The 15,265-nt window shown below is 47.8% G+C and carries 9 protein-coding genes; 6 read left to right on the top strand and 3 right to left on the bottom strand.

The genetic code is table 11. The features are described from left to right. Window positions 1-48 precede the first annotated feature (48 nt). Window positions 49-996, bottom strand: coding sequence for a hypothetical protein (locus MHH93_RS09775; protein ID WP_500053881.1), 948 nt, complete (start codon window positions 994-996; stop codon window positions 49-51). Window positions 997-1,215: 219 nt separating this feature from the next. Between MHH93_RS09775 and MHH93_RS09770 the strand changes: the two genes are divergently transcribed. Beyond that, window positions 1,216-1,953 (top strand): hypothetical protein, encoded by a 738-nt coding sequence (locus MHH93_RS09770; protein ID WP_500053880.1) that lies wholly within the window; start codon window positions 1,216-1,218, stop codon window positions 1,951-1,953. Window positions 1,954-1,989: 36 nt separating this feature from the next. Here the strand turns inward: MHH93_RS09770 and MHH93_RS09765 are convergent, their stop codons facing one another. Together MHH93_RS09765 and MHH93_RS09760 are read right to left on the bottom strand one after the other, a co-directional pair. Beyond that, a complete protein-coding gene (locus MHH93_RS09765; protein WP_500053879.1) occupies window positions 1,990-3,243 on the bottom strand; it encodes an acyltransferase in 1,254 nt (417 codons plus the stop codon). Between the two features lie 170 nt (window positions 3,244-3,413). Continuing rightward, window positions 3,414-4,415, bottom strand: coding sequence for an LCP family protein (locus tag MHH93_RS09760; protein WP_500053878.1), 1,002 nt, complete (start codon window positions 4,413-4,415; stop codon window positions 3,414-3,416). A 184-nt stretch (window positions 4,416-4,599) separates the two neighbouring features. Here MHH93_RS09760 and MHH93_RS09755 point away from each other — a divergent pair, with 184 nt between their 5' ends. The 5 genes from MHH93_RS09755 (at window position 4,600) to MHH93_RS09735 (ending at window position 15,224) form a co-directional block, all read left to right on the top strand. Further along, window positions 4,600-5,151 carry an undecaprenyl-diphosphatase gene (locus MHH93_RS09755; RefSeq protein WP_500053877.1) on the top strand — a complete coding sequence of 184 codons (552 nt, stop codon included), beginning with the start codon at window positions 4,600-4,602 and terminating at the stop codon, window positions 5,149-5,151. 206 nt (window positions 5,152-5,357) lie between these two features. Then, a complete protein-coding gene (locus MHH93_RS09750; RefSeq protein WP_500053876.1) occupies window positions 5,358-7,094 on the top strand; it encodes a methyl-accepting chemotaxis protein in 1,737 nt (578 codons plus the stop codon). A 411-nt stretch (window positions 7,095-7,505) separates the two neighbouring features. Continuing rightward, window positions 7,506-10,427, top strand: coding sequence for a glycoside hydrolase family 9 protein (locus MHH93_RS09745; RefSeq protein WP_500054101.1), 2,922 nt, complete (start codon window positions 7,506-7,508; stop codon window positions 10,425-10,427). 255 nt (window positions 10,428-10,682) lie between these two features. Then, a complete protein-coding gene (locus MHH93_RS09740) occupies window positions 10,683-13,958 on the top strand; it encodes a glycoside hydrolase family 48 protein (protein ID WP_500053875.1) in 3,276 nt (1,091 codons plus the stop codon). Window positions 13,959-14,429: 471 nt separating this feature from the next. After that, the gene (locus MHH93_RS09735; RefSeq protein WP_500053874.1) at window positions 14,430-15,224 is read left to right on the top strand and encodes a C40 family peptidase; all 795 of its coding nucleotides are present in this window, start codon (window positions 14,430-14,432) and stop codon (window positions 15,222-15,224) included. The last annotated feature ends 41 nt before the right edge of the window (window positions 15,225-15,265 follow it).

The following is a 15,265-nucleotide window of genomic DNA, read 5'->3' as shown; positions in this document are numbered from 1 at the left end:
CATTCCCTTCATATTTGAAATTAAACTGAATCAGTGTAGTCCTGATGTTCAGAATTCCAACTGTTGTTCGCTGATCCAGTGATGAAACCCGCCTTGGAGGAGCCGTTTTTTCCGTTGTGTGATGTCCTGAACAGCTTGTACTAAAGTGCTGCATAAATAAGAATCAAACGCCTCGAGATGCGATATTCCTAAGTTAGACGATGTTAATGTACGATTATAGTGATAAGCAATGTCAACGTAAGAGTTCATGAGTTGTGTGTTGTATACATTGTCATGTACACGTTCGCTAAGAGGATGAGTGGGATAGTTATGCTTCAGTGCTGCGGATACGTGGGAGAGGTAGCTGTTGTAGTTTCCATGCACAGCATCTTGTTGCGTGTCTGTGAAGTCATCGGTCATCTGAAGTGTCATAAGTGTGATGTTGATGGCAGAGCATACCGGGATTATACGGTTAGACTGATTCAGCAGAAGGAGTGCTCCCGTGGCTCCAATGAGCAGTGGGGCAGCCTTTTGCGCAATCAACAAGGGATGCTGTTGGAAATAATCAATGGAATGCTCACCTGTAACACTCACGGCCCAATCCACTACATATTGTCTGAAGTAGATCCAGAACGTGGAGGAAGGGTCGAATAAATCGGAGTAAGATTGAAGTGCATCCATGTAGTAGAGATTACCCAGGGATAACTTCAGTGTGGCATTCTCTGGTTGTTCATCCATCACGTCGTCCTGATTCAGAAAATATAACATGTGAATAAGACAGCCTGTACTTAATTGGTGTGCTTTCTCTTGAGGGAGTTGATCTGAGTGTTGCATCCAGAGTGGAGTGATGTACCCGATATAGCTGTGTCCCGAATCCCGTAACAGGGGGTTAACCGAATGAAGTTGCTCCAATGCATGTCCTGACAAGGGTTCGGGATATTTCCGTACGAGTTGTTCCGCTGAAGCAAACACGACCTCCAGATCGGATCTAAACGGATCTAACCAATCTCTCCGCATTATTACATATCGTCCTTCCTGCGATAAGGTGATTCAGGACTGTTCGACTTTATCATGAAGTTACATCTAGTATAGCGGAAATAAAATGAAAAAAATAGGATTTTTTGTGATCAATTGTGAGAAATATGATGACTTTTTGTATTTTATGGCATAAAAAAGTGGATTTTAGGCTCAAACTAGGAAGGCACAGGATTTCGACATCGGAAAGGCGGCAGAAAAATGAATCTGAAATGGAAAACATGGATGGCAGCCGGATTGGCAGCCGTAGTCATAACAGCAGCAACAGGACATGTAGCATTCGCTGATTCAACGGTCCGGGTTGAGGAACATGACGGTACGTCACAAGCCTCTTCCTCCGGCAAACCAGCGAAGCCATGCATGCAGGCGGGACATGGTCTGTTCATGATTGGTGAAACGGCAGATTTGCTTGGGATTGGACTTCGGGATCTTAAGGAACAGATGGAACTTGGCAAGACGTTGTCCCAGATAGCCAAAGAGCGTAAGGGACTTAGTGAAGATCAGTTATTGCAGAAGTTGAAGCCTACACTGGCACAGCGTCTGGATCAAGCTGTAGAAGAAGGTTGTCTCACCAAGGAACAAGCTGCAGCCACGAAGGCTGACATGGATACCAAGTTAAAAAAGGTCATCAATACCCCGCTGCGGGATTTGCGGCGTGAATTTGCCCACCATGGCAAACGTTCCATGGTAGATAAGGGCGAAATTGCCCGGTTTATTGGAATTACCCCTGCTCAACTGCACGAGCAGCTTCAGGGAGGGAAATCCCTGGCTGAGATAGCTCAGGCAAAAGGCATTAGCGAATCACAGCTGGTGGACAAGCTCAAGGAACAATTAACGGGTGATCTGAAGAGGTTTGTGAATCAGAAAGGCAAGGTGCATCCAGCCCCAGGTCCCCAGGAACCTGTTCCTGGAAGATCAACTTCAAGCGAAGTAAAATAAAGAAGGGCGTCTCCGTGAGGGGACGCTCTTCTTTATTTAAACCGGTTCACTCGTTCCCGGACTACGTGTTGCCCCGGGTGACGGAGTTCGCTCCGTTGAATTTCTTTGGTCCACAGCAGTGGATGGGTTGGGGGTTAAACGTGGTTTGCGCATTAACCCTACGGTGAAACGTGAGCCGGGAAGTTTGGAAAGTGCCCAGCTTATTGCAAGGGCGATGCCAACTGTTACAAGGAACGATAGCAACGTTACAGGCAGATGCCATCCACTGAGTTGCAGCGGTCTGGTTACGTAAGCGATCGCGTATATAACCAATGCATGAACCAGATATCCACCAAACGAATAGCGGCCAATCCAGGCTAACAGGCGCTGAAACCGTGTATCTTTGCCCCGCATCAGTACAAGGAAACCATACATCATAAGCATCTGAGCCATAATGATCAGGAAGGTGGTTGGTTTCAGATAGGTGGAGATATTCAGATTAACAACATCCCCGGAATCACGCAGCACATCGTAACCAAGCCATATATACATCCCTACGAACAGACAGATCGTCCAGGGCAGTACCTTCGTGGTCCAACTCCTCCAGCTATCCACTGACCAGGCACATACGGCACCCAGTAAAAAGTAGAACCAGTACATGATCCATGAATAGGATCGATATTGGAGTAACGTAGACCAGGGCTCAGAGAGTGATTCTGTCCAGCCCCCCATATTATAGTAGGACCATTTCATAAGCAGAGCGTAGAATGCTGCTGCAAAGAGAATTAGTGCCATAATGACTTGCATGGGTGTGAAACGCGAGGCGTTCTGGATACGTCTCTGAACGGCTTTTGCACCAGTGAGCAACAAAGGGAACAGGATATAGAACTGAAACACCATAATGACAAACCAAAGATGATATCCCGTCTGTGGTAGAAACAGTTCACGAACAAGACTGCGCATATCCGGTATGCCACTGACCCAGAACGTGGGGGTGAAAATCCGGACAGCAAGCCAATAGATGAGTGTCCATACTACAAACGGCATATAAATATCACCAAATCGCTTTCGGATGAAGCGAGGATAATCCGGTTTGGCGTTACGGTGATGGTAGAACAACATAACACCCGATAGAAATACAAACGTTGGTGTACCGAACCGGGTCAGATGATAAATCATTGTCAGCATAATGGAATCCGGTTGCTCAATATCGGCGCGATAGATATACTCAGCGATATTATGCTGCATGACAATCGCCAGAAAGGCCAATCCCCGCAGTTCGGTCCATTCCGCTATTCGCAGCTTTTTCACATGAAATCCTCCCTCCAGTAATCGGAGTTCATCATATAAGGGTACCTGTTAAACATTAAGGCTGCATTAAATGGAGAAAATAGGTACAAAAAAAGACGGCTTTGGCCGTCTTTTGTGTGGGTATCAAACTTAAATATGCGTTGTTCAATACCGCTTTATTTTCATGCCTGTTATTCTCCGTTCTGTTCGTCTGATGACGGAGACTCTGAGGACGCAGCATCTTCTTCAAACAGTTTCTGAATATAGGACTGGAGTTTGGTTACGTCGACACCTAACACCTGAGCAGAACCCACGAGTTCATTGGTAAGCAGTTTGTTCGGTGGAATCTGCTGCTGGTCTATTTCGTTCGCATGGATATCGAAGCCAAGTGATGCGAGTTTCAACATCTGAGTTGGACTAAGATCTGTCTCGATATAGGGAGCGATCGCTTCCAGGATATCCGGGATTTTGAAGAGCGAAGTGGTGCTCTGCATCTTCTTGGCCAGTTCCGTCATGAAGATTCGCTGCCGTTCGGTACGGGTGAAATCCGAGGTGGCATCATGCCGGAAACGGACATATTGAAGGGCAGTTTTGCCATCCATATGCTGCAATCCCTTTTTTAAATCAATATCGTACATATGTTTATCCGCTTTACTGGTGTAATACATGTCTTTCTCCACATCAATCTCAATACCGCCTACCGCATCTACGAGTGCCATGAAGCCTGTAAAGTCCGTGTAGACATAGTGCTGAATGGGAATGCCTAGCAGATCACTGACAGTTTGTTTGGTCAGCTCAGCACCTCCGTAGGAGAAGGCGGCATTAAGCCTGCTTTTGCCATGTCCGGGGATAGCAACATAGGTATCTCGCAGTACGGAGAACAGATGGGCTTTCTTGGTTACCGGATCAATGGAAGCGACCATAACCGAGTCTGAACGCCCAGCATCTTCTCCTCTGGAATCCCCGCCAAGCAGCAGAATGTTTACCCGTTCCTGGCCCTCCCACCTGGGAATCGTTGTCGTTGGAGTGTCCGAATCGCTGTTGGTACCTGAAGAGGAGGAGTTGGATGAAGTTCCGGAAGCAGTTGAGATGCTATTGGCAAAATGAACAATCGAATATCCGTAATATACAATGACACCTGTAACCGCAAGTGCCAAGGTCAGGGCTGTACCCCATAACCATCTTTTAAGCATAATCTTCACCTTTCTATGATTGAACTGATATGTAACCCAAACTAGTTTAACAAAAAGAAAGCAAAAAGTCCTCTTTGATTTCGTAACTTCGGTCAATGGGAGGATTGTTTGACAAATAGTTAGTGTATATTTAGTATGTGAAAAATAATCTTGTTTTGTGTAATGGAGGTATTAAAAGCTAGTTATGAATCAATCCGTATTTCATTGGATTAATCAGTTTGCAGACCGGATTCCATTTCTGGACTGGTTTATGATTACATCATCGGAGTATGCGGTCTGGGTTATGATTGCACTGCTCATTATTGTATGGTTTCTCGGTGATCCATCAAAACAGCGAATCGTCTTCTATGCCTGCGTGGCTTCCATTGTAGCGCTAGTTCTGGCCAAATGGGGCATATCACCAGCAGTAGGACATCCAAGACCTTTTGTGGAGGGAAACGTACATCAGCTGGTTGCTCATGTACCTGATCCATCTTTTCCAAGTAAGCATGCTTCCTTCGTATTTGCTCTAGCTGCTGCTTCATTCTTTATTGGACGTCGCTTTGGGTTATGGATGCTGTTACTTGCTGCGTTGATTGGAGTGTCTCGTATATATGTTGGTGTGCATTATCCAGGAGATATCCTGGGGGGATTCCTTCTCGGTAGTCTACTCAGCGTGGTGCTGATTACAACCCGCAATTATACCAAGTCGATTCCCGACTTCTTCATTAACATGCACCGACGTGTTTTTCGATAGCGATTGATAGCAATATGTGGGGAAGTTGCCTGGTTTCGTTCAATTCAAGAAGTCTCTTATCTCTGGATCTGCCAGTGATGGGAGACTTCTTTTGCGCTATTTTCGAAGTTACATGAAATTTATAGAAATTGAATTCTAACATCTACAATTCGTGACGATAGGTGACGATATACTATAAATATGTATTATTTTGAGGAGTGGGACACATGGAAGACACGCGGGGGAACAAGTTGGGGAAATTGAAGTTAACGATTCGAGGCAAGTTACTGACTGGCTTTCTGGCGGTTGTAATTTTGCTTGTTTTTGTAAGTGGCTATGCTTTAATCCAGATTCATGAAATGTCCGGCAAAGCTAATGATGTGGATCAGACCTGGATGCCAAGTGTAAGCTTGTTGGGCATGATGAACGGCGATGTTTCGGATGTTGAAAGGTTGGCGCTGGCCATCATCGTTGAACAGAACGAAGATGAAAACGTCAAGGTGAATGAAGCGTTAAAGTTGCTCCTCACGAAGATTGAGGATGAGCGTAAACAGTTGCTTACATACATTGAGAGCAATGATGAAGCGATGAAACTCTACAATGATTTCAGTACGAATTATGATGCTTATGTGGAGAAAATGCCTGCATTCATAGAATTCGGTATTGCAAATAACTATGAAGAAGCAAGTAGACTGCACACGGAAGCCTATCCATTGTGGTATACAGCTAACGACACGATTGCCAAGCTGATCGAATCTGGGAATAAAGGATCAGACGCGGCAACAAATGAATCTGTCTTGTTGGCTGAAAATACATTTAATGTGATTCTGGCAGTGACGATTTTTGCATTCCTGGTTGCCGTGTTCATTGCATTCTTTATTGCAAGCATCATCTCACGTCCAATCAAAAAAATGAATGAAGCAGCCATGGCTATCGCCAATGGGGATTTGACGGGTGAGACGATTGTACTCAAGAATAAGGACGAATTGGGAACGCTGGCGACTTCCTTCAATACCATGAGTGGTAATTTACGCTCAATGATTGAATCGGTATCCGTAACTTCTGAACAGGTAGCGGCTTCATCGGAGGAACTTCTCGCGAGTGCAGAGCAGAATACTCAAGCATCAGAACAGATTTCTGAAACGGTTGAGGAATTGGCTGTAGGGACGTCAGACCAGGTTGATATTGTGAAGCGTTCTTCACAGGCGATGAATGAGATGGCTCTCGGATCGGAACAGATTGCCGAGCTTGCTCAAAGTGTATCCGTATCTGCTGTAGATGCGGCGAATCAATCTTCTGAAGGAAACATGATCATTCAACAAGCTGTCGAACAGATGGGTTCTGTTCGCAATTCCATTGCTTCGTTGACAGAACTGGTTACAGGGCTGGGGGAACGTTCAGCAGAGATTGGCACGATTACCGAGGTGATCAACAACATTGCCCGGCAGACCAATCTGCTTGCACTGAATGCAGCCATTGAAGCCGCACGAGCAGGAGAGCATGGACGAGGTTTCGCGGTAGTTGCAGGAGAAGTGCGTAAGCTTGCTGAGGAATCTTCCACATCAGCGCAACGGATTACGGATCTCGTTCAATTGATTCAGAAAGATACCGATCATGCTGTTCAGGCAGTCAAAGTGAACAGCAGTGAGACGGAAGCAGGAATCGAGATGGTCACTGCGGCAGGACAAGCGTTCGAGCAGATCTCGGATGCGGTTAACAAAGTAGCGGGTGAAATTCAAGAAGTATCCGCTGGTTCAGAGGAAATGTCGGCGAGTACGACTGAGGTTGTAGGCTATGTAAGCCAGATCTCCAACATCGCCGGAGAGGCAGCGGGCGGGGTTCATAATGTATCTGCCGCAACTCAACAGCAGTTGGCTTCCATGGAAGAGATCGCATCATCCGCAGGTTCATTATCCAAAATGGCCGAAGAACTGCAGGAGCAGATTAACAAGTTCAAAGTGTAATCAATGAGATGTTCTGATACTTCAGGTGTATAGGAGCATACAGATGGGATGGTCAGAGATGCTACTCGATCTGTGGTGTTGATTACAGTAACATCGAAAAGCTGTTGTTCTAACGCGCATATGCGTCAGAGCAACAGCTTTTTTTGTCGCATGATGCCGGGAAGGTCACAACAATGTTATTTTAGAAGTCACCAACGCTTATATAGCAAGTTAAACAAAAGACTATAATGGTAATTAATGGTGGAAATAACACGGAGTTACACCATGGGGAGGAGCGGATTCAATTCAGTCAGAGGAAGGCATACGAAACAATCATGCAGAGGAGATGAATAGTTGAACATGAAGGGGAGCTGGTGGAGACGAGTCGCCATGATCGCGTTATCGGCAGGATTATTGGCAGGGAGTTTCTCGATGAACACAGGACTTCGTAAGGCGGATGCGGCCGCCGGAGATCAGAACTATGCTGAAGCACTGCAAAAAGCCATTTACTTCTATGAAGCCCAGCGTTCGGGGCCATTACCAGCAAATAATCGGGTCGAATGGCGTGGTAATTCAGGCATGCAGGATGGGTCTGATGTAGGCGTTGATCTGACCGGAGGGTGGTATGATGCCGGGGATCATGTGAAATTCGGCTTTCCGATGGCTGCTTCCGCTACGATGCTCGCCTGGTCTGTCGTGGAATACGGCGACGGATATGAACAGGCCGGACAACTGGAGGAGATCAAGGATAACATTCGATGGGCGACCGACTACTTTATGAAAGCGCATACGAAACCAAATGAACTATGGGGACAAGTCGGAGCAGGTAATACTGATCATGCCTGGTGGGGACCGGCAGAGGTCATGCAGATGAACCGTCCTTCGTTCAAGATTGATGCTTCATGCCCAGGCAGCGATCTGGCGGCAGAAACGGCTGCAGCGCTTGCAGCGTCATCGATTGTATTTGCAGAGGATGATCCGGCATATTCGGCCAGACTGCTCCAACATGCGAAAGAACTGTACAACTTCGCAGATACGTATCGTGGGGAATACACCGATTGTATCACAGATGCCGCAGCATTCTACAACTCGTGGACAGGGTACGAAGACGAGCTGGCATGGGGTGGAGCTTGGCTTTATTTAGCCACTAATGATAGCGCTTACTTGTCCAAAGCCATTGCAGCTACGGATCGGTGGTCTTCTAGCGGTGGCTCAGCCAACTGGCCATATACCTGGACTCAAGGTTGGGACAGTAAACATTATGGTGCCCAGATCCTGCTTGCTCGGATTACGTCCAGTTTGAACATGCCGGAAGCGACGAGATTTATTCAATCAACAGAACGCAATCTGGATTATTGGACGGTTGGAGTTAATGGGACACGAGTCAAGTATACGCCAGGAGGTCTGGCGTGGTTGGATCAGTGGGGCTCACTCCGATATGCAGCGAATGCATCCTTTATTTCATTTGTATACTCCGACTGGGTCAGTGACCCTGTGAAAAAAGCAAGATATCAGAATTTCGCTGTCTCGCAGATGAATTATATTCTGGGCGATAATCCGCGTCAGAGCAGTTATGTGGTCGGATATGGGCAAAATGCACCTCAACATCCGCATCATCGGACCGCTCACGGTTCATGGATGAATAACGAAGATATCCCGGCTAACCATCGCCACATTCTGTACGGCGCCATGGTCGGTGGCCCGGATGCAGCGGATGGATATACCGATGATATTGGGGATTACGTGAGTAATGAGGTTGCGACCGATTACAATGCCGGTTTTACCGGTGCGCTGGCCAAGATGAATTTGCTTTTTGGTCAGAATCATCAACCGCTTGCGAACTTTCCTGCACCTGAGGTGAAGGGAGATGAGTTCTTTGTGGAAGCTGCCATCAAATCATCAGGTAGCAATTATACGGAAATTCGGGCACAGCTGAATAATCGTTCCGCTTGGCCTGCTCGTATGGGAGATCAGCTGTCTTTTAAATATTTCCTGGATTTGAGTGAAGTGTATGCTGCTGGACGTACGGTATCGGACGTTCAAGTGACAACCACCTATACGGAGGGAGCGACGGTATCCCAACCCGTTGTGGTGAATGCAGCCCAGCATATCTACGCCATTACGGCAAACTTCAGTAACACGAAGATCTATCCAGGTGGGGAGGGGAATTATCGCAAAGAAGTCCAGTTCCGCATTACAGGCCCACAGGGCGCATGGAATGCAAGCAATGATCATTCGTTTCAGACGCTGGCCACAGGCACCCCTGTGAAGAGCATATACCTTCCAGTCTATGATGCAGGGGTGAAGGTGTACGGACAGGAACCTGGTGTGACACCAGGTACGGTTCCAGGCGCACCTGCTGGCGTGCAGGCTGTGGCGGGAAGCAGTCAGGTTAATCTGACTTGGGCTGCTGTATCTGGAGCTGAATCGTATACGGTGAAACGTTCTGAGGCAAGTGGAGGACCTTATACAACTGTTGCGACAGGTGTTAATGGTCTGACCTATACGAACACGGGGCTGCTCAACGGGACCACTTATTATTATGTAGTGACTGCTGTGAATTCAGCAGGGGAATCATCGGGTTCCATACAGGTGTCGGCTACACCGCAAGCAGCTTCGACGGTGCCGGGAGCACTGACTTTAAGTGGGATAGCAGGCAATGCACAGTCGGTTCTGACCTGGACAGCAGCCTCGGGCGCTACCAGCTATAAGGTACAGCGTTCGGTGGCAGGAGGAACATATGCGGATGTGGCAACCGGATTGTCCGTATTGACTTACACCGATACGACAGCGCTGAATGGCACCACGTACAATTACCGGATTGCAGCCGTGAATGCGAACGGACAGACGCTGTCCAATGTCCTGGCACTGACGCCTACTGCACCTCCGGTGACGACCGGTACACTCGAGGTGCAGTACCGCAGCGGAGGGTCCGGGAATTCGAGCAATGCCGTGACCCCGCAGTTCAATGTGAAAAATACCGGAACACAGGCGATTGATCTCAGCAGTGTGAAGATCCGATATTATTTCACCAAGGATGGTACGGAGAATATGACCTTCTGGTGTGATTATGCCCAGATGGGCACGGCCAATGTTGAAGGTACATTTGTCGCAGTGGATCCGGCGAAGGGGACCGCGGATACGTATCTGGAGATCAGCTTCAAGTCCGGAGCAGGCAGTTTGGCCGCTGGAGCAGAGACCGGCGTGATTCAGACACGCTTTTCCAAAAATAACTGGAGCAATTTCGATCAAAGTAATGACTATTCCTATGATGCTACCAAAACGGCTTTTGCGGCTTGGAACAAGGTAACCGGGTATCAGGGAAGCACCAAAGTATGGGGCTTGGAGCCGTAACATAGAGGTTGTTCAAAAAGTTCGCTTTTGATTACGAAAGATGCCTGATGGCATCATCAGCATCGAATATGGAATTCACCCGAAATAAGTGGGAGGCTTACGAAGTATGTTTCCTTCGGAAACATTGTAGTTGCTCACGTAGTTTTCCCTACGCTGTGCTACTCCATTTCTAGCTTCATCCCATCTTCTCGGTACTGAAAACCGCTCTTTTTGAACACGCACTTATATTCCAATATTCCAGGGAGGTATATATCAATGTTGAAATCAGCTGCGAAAAAAAGTTTAACAGCCATGCTGGCGGGAACCGTCATGTTGACCGGATACACCGGACTCTGGGCTGGGCCGCAGACGGCACACGCCGCAGATCAGGCCATCGAGATTCAGTCCGACAGCATCAATGAAGCCCGGTTTTTGCAATTGTATGATCAGTTGAAAGATCCGGCGAACGGATATTTTTCACCAGAGGGTCTGCCTTATCATTCCATTGAGACCCTGCTCAGTGAGGCTCCGGATTATGGTCATATGACGACGTCCGAGGCATACAGTTACTGGCTATGGTTGGAGACCATGTATGGTCACTACACCGGAGATTGGTCCCAACTGGAAGCAGCTTGGGATAGTATGGAAAAATTCATTATCCCGGTCAACGAAGGTGATGGCAAGGAAGAGCAGCCTACGATGAGCTCATACAATCCGAACAGCCCTGCTACGTATGCAGGAGAAAAACCTTTCCCTGATCAATATCCATCGCAACTTAATGGTCAATATGCAGCGGGTAAAGACCCGATTGATGCTGAACTGAAGGCGACCTATGGTGACAATCAGACCTATCTCATGCACTGGTTGGTCGATGTGGATGACTGGTATGGATACGGCAACCTGTTGAATCCATCGCATACAGCTACTTATGTGAACACGTTCCAGCGAGGGGAGCAGGAGTCTGTGTGGGAAGCCATTCCGCATCCATCCCAGGATGACAAATCCTTTGGTAAGGCCAACGAGGGCTTCATGAGCTTGTTCACCAAGGAAAATCAGACACCGTCAGCGCAATGGCGTTATACCAACGCAACGGATGCCGATGCACGTGCTGTACAGGTGCTGTATTGGGCGAAGGAGATGGGGTATAACAATCCGGAATATCTGGATAAAGCGAAGAAGATGGGAGACTATCTGCGCTATGGGATGTATGATAAATACTTCCAGAAAATTGGAAGTGCAAAGAACGGTACGCCTACTCCGGGCACAGGCAAGGATTCCAACATGTATCTCATGGCTTGGTACACGTCTTGGGGCGGTGGCCTGGGCCAAGGTGGGGATTGGGCTTGGCGTATTGGCGCGAGCCATACCCATCAGGCTTATCAAAATCCGGTTGCAGCCTATGCCTTGTCTGACCCAGCTGGCGGCTTGATTCCGGAATCAGCAACAGCGAAGGCAGATTGGAATGCTACGCTGAAACGTCAGCTGGAATTCTACACTTGGCTACAAGCCCATGAAGGAGCCATTGGCGGGGGAGCAACCAACAGTATTGGCGGTTCCTATGCGGCTTATCCGGCAGGAGTTAGTACATTCTATGACATGGCCTATCAAGAAGCACCCGTGTATCGTGATCCGGATTCCAACACCTGGTTTGGATTCCAGGCATGGCCGCTGGAGCGTGTAGCCGAGATGTACTATATTCTCGCGGAGAGCGGTGATCTGACCTCTGAGAACTTCCAGATGGCCAAAAAAGTGATCACGAAGTGGATCGACTGGAGTAAGGATTATGTGTTTGTAGGTGAACGTCCGGTGACGGATGCGCAAGGTTATTATCTGAATGCAGCTGGAGAGCGCATTTTGGGTGGAACGAATGTTCAGGTAGCGACAACGCCAGCTCCGGGAGAGTTCTGGATTCCGGGTGGTCAGGAATGGCAGGGTCAACCGGACAAATGGAACGGATTCAGTTCGTTTACGGAAAATCCGAACTTCCGTGTAACGACCAAAGATCCCGTGCAGGACACAGGAGTTCTGGGAAGTTACGTTAAAGCTCTGACTTTCTTTGCGGCAGGAACACAGGCGGAGAACGGCACACTTAGCGCGAAAGGCCAAGAAGCCAAGGATCTGGCTGAGGCCCTGTTGGATACCGCTTGGGATTACAATGATGGCGTGGGGATTGTAACGGAAGAGGAGCGTAAAGACTATTTCCGCTTCTTTGCCAAAGAGATCTATATCCCGGCGAACTGGTCTGGAACCTTTGGTCAAGGCAACACGATTCCAGGTACAGCAGGTGTACCATCCGATCCGGCGAAAGGCGGTAATGGAGTATACATCGGATACTCCGATCTGCGTCCGGCCATCAAGCAAGATCCGGCGTGGGCTTACCTGGATAATCTGTACAAAACGTCGTATAACCCGACCACGAAGCAGTGGGAAAACGGAGCCCCTACCTTTACGTACCACCGCTTCTGGTCACAGGTGGATATGGCTACAGCGTATGGAGAGTATGATCGTCTCCTCGGAGATTCCGATAGTCCGGAAGTGGAAGTGCCCGCTGTTCCTGCTGGCGTAACAGCAACCGGAGGAAATGAGCAAGTGGTTCTGAATTGGAACGCAGCCGCTGGTGCAGCCTCGTATACTGTGAAACGTGCAGAGGTGAATGGTGGTCCTTATACATCTGTAGCGACAGGGGTCACAGGATCAACATTCACGGATACGGGCTTGACCAACGGTACAACGTATTATTATGTCATCACTGCGGTAAATGCCGTAGGTGAGTCTGCACCGTCGACACAGGCATCTGCAACACCACTCTCAGGTGTCGTTGTGCCAGGCGCATTCAACCTTACTGGAACGGCTGGCAATGCTAAGGCGGTACTGACATGGACAGCGTCGACTGGAGCAGCAAGTTATAAGGTGCAGCGTTCGGTAGGCAGCGGAGCATATGCTGATCTGGCAACGGGGTTGACTGCACTGACGTATACCGATGCTACAGCGGTGAATGGTACGGCATATAATTACCGAATTGTAGCCGTGAATACGAGTGGTCAGACGAATTCGAATGTCTTGGTGTTGACACCATTAGCCCCTCCGGTCACAACGGGAACACTTGAAGTGCAATATCGCAATGGTGGTTCAGGAACTTCTGGCAATGCGATCACTCCACAGTTCAATGTGAAGAATACAGGTACAACTGCTGTGGACTTGAGCAAAGTGAAGGTCCGGTATTATTTCACGAAGGACAGTGCCGCTGATCTGAGTTTCTGGTGTGATTATGCACAGATTGGCAGCAGTAACGTGGAAGGGCATTTTGTTTCGATAGATCCAGCCAAGGGCACGGCAGATACCTATCTGGAAATTGGGTTCAAATCGGGTGCGGGCAGCTTGGCTGCGGGTGCCGAGACTGGAATTATCCAGGTACGTTTCTCGAAAAACAACTGGACGAATTTTGATCTAACGAATGATTATTCCTTTGATTCCACCCAAACGTCCTTCAGTGCCTGGACGAAAGTGACAGCTTATCAGGACGGCGTCAAGGTATGGGGAATCGAACCTTAAATGAGCTGGTAGACCAGCTGTAGATCTACAGGTTAAGCCGGGGAGAAGTCCCTGGCTTTTCTTTTTGGTTAAGGAAACCCTTCGAATATGAACAATCAGAAGCAAAATGTGAACACAGGGAACGGTAATTAGAAAATGAACCATAGTAATGTTTACCATATTTGCGATTTTAAACATTAAAATATAGTTCATATGACTCATTCTCTGGATGAGAATTGACCTAACTCTTTTATCGTTGAAAAATGAAGCATATCAAATAGTTACAATAATTTAACCTTTGTAAAAGAAGGAATCAGCAGTGCTTTTTGCCAATATAGGATGGACAGCCCCTGATACTTAGTGCTCAAGTGCGCCTGCATCAATACAGGACTTTTGACTGATGAACGTTATGGATAGCCCGTTTACAATGGGGCAAGCCGGGGAGAAGCAAGCCAGGTTAAAATTCTGTAACATCAGGGGGAACTCGACATCATGAATTGGAAGAAAACGATTATTACAGCAAGTGTCACAGCATCGATGCTGATGGGAAGTCTGACGACAGGAGCACTAACGGCACAGGTATCGGCAGCTGCTGTTGAGAATTCACAAGTAAAAGTAATTTGGGGCGTAAACCTACGCACAACACCTTCTTCTTCTGCGAAGATTGTTCGCTTGGTCGCTAAAGGGGAAACGGTAACGGTGCTTCAACAATCCGGTTCGGATTGGTATAAAGTTAAGGATTCTGCGAATCGGACAGGCTACATATCTTCTTCATCCAAATACACACAAGCTGTAAGTGGTGGTACAAGCGGTTCGGGTTCGAACAGCTCCACATCGGAAACCGGCAATGCGTCTATAGAAAAAGTCATTGCAGCGGGAATGAAATATTGGGGTACACCGTATGAATTCGGAGCGAGTCGTAATAGCACAGCTACGTTTGACTGTTCCAGCTTTATACGTCAGGCTTTTATCGATGCACTTGGCATCAAGCTTCCAGCTGATTCTCGTAAACAGGGAGCCTATGTGAAAGAGAAGGGTGCGGTTCAGACCAACTGGAAAAACCTGAAGCGCGGTGACCTGATGTATTTCATGTCTTATAAAGGCAGTTCTGCATCATCGTATTCGGGCGTGAATAAATCCAGCGCAACCATTACGCACACAGGCATTTACCTGGGCGATGGCAAGGTATTGCATACGTACTCCAACGCCGGCGGTGGTGTAACGATTAGTGATATCTCCGGCAAACATTGGGAGTACCGCTTCCTGTTTGGTGGCAGTGCACTGTAAGTCAGAACAAGAACCTTCTTAGAACTTCTAAGATATTTTTC

Source organism: Priestia sp. FSL H7-0729, assembly GCF_038005685.1.
Classification (GTDB): Bacteria; Bacillota; Bacilli; order Paenibacillales; family Paenibacillaceae; genus Paenibacillus.
This window is presented reverse-complemented; position numbering and strand designations above follow the sequence as displayed.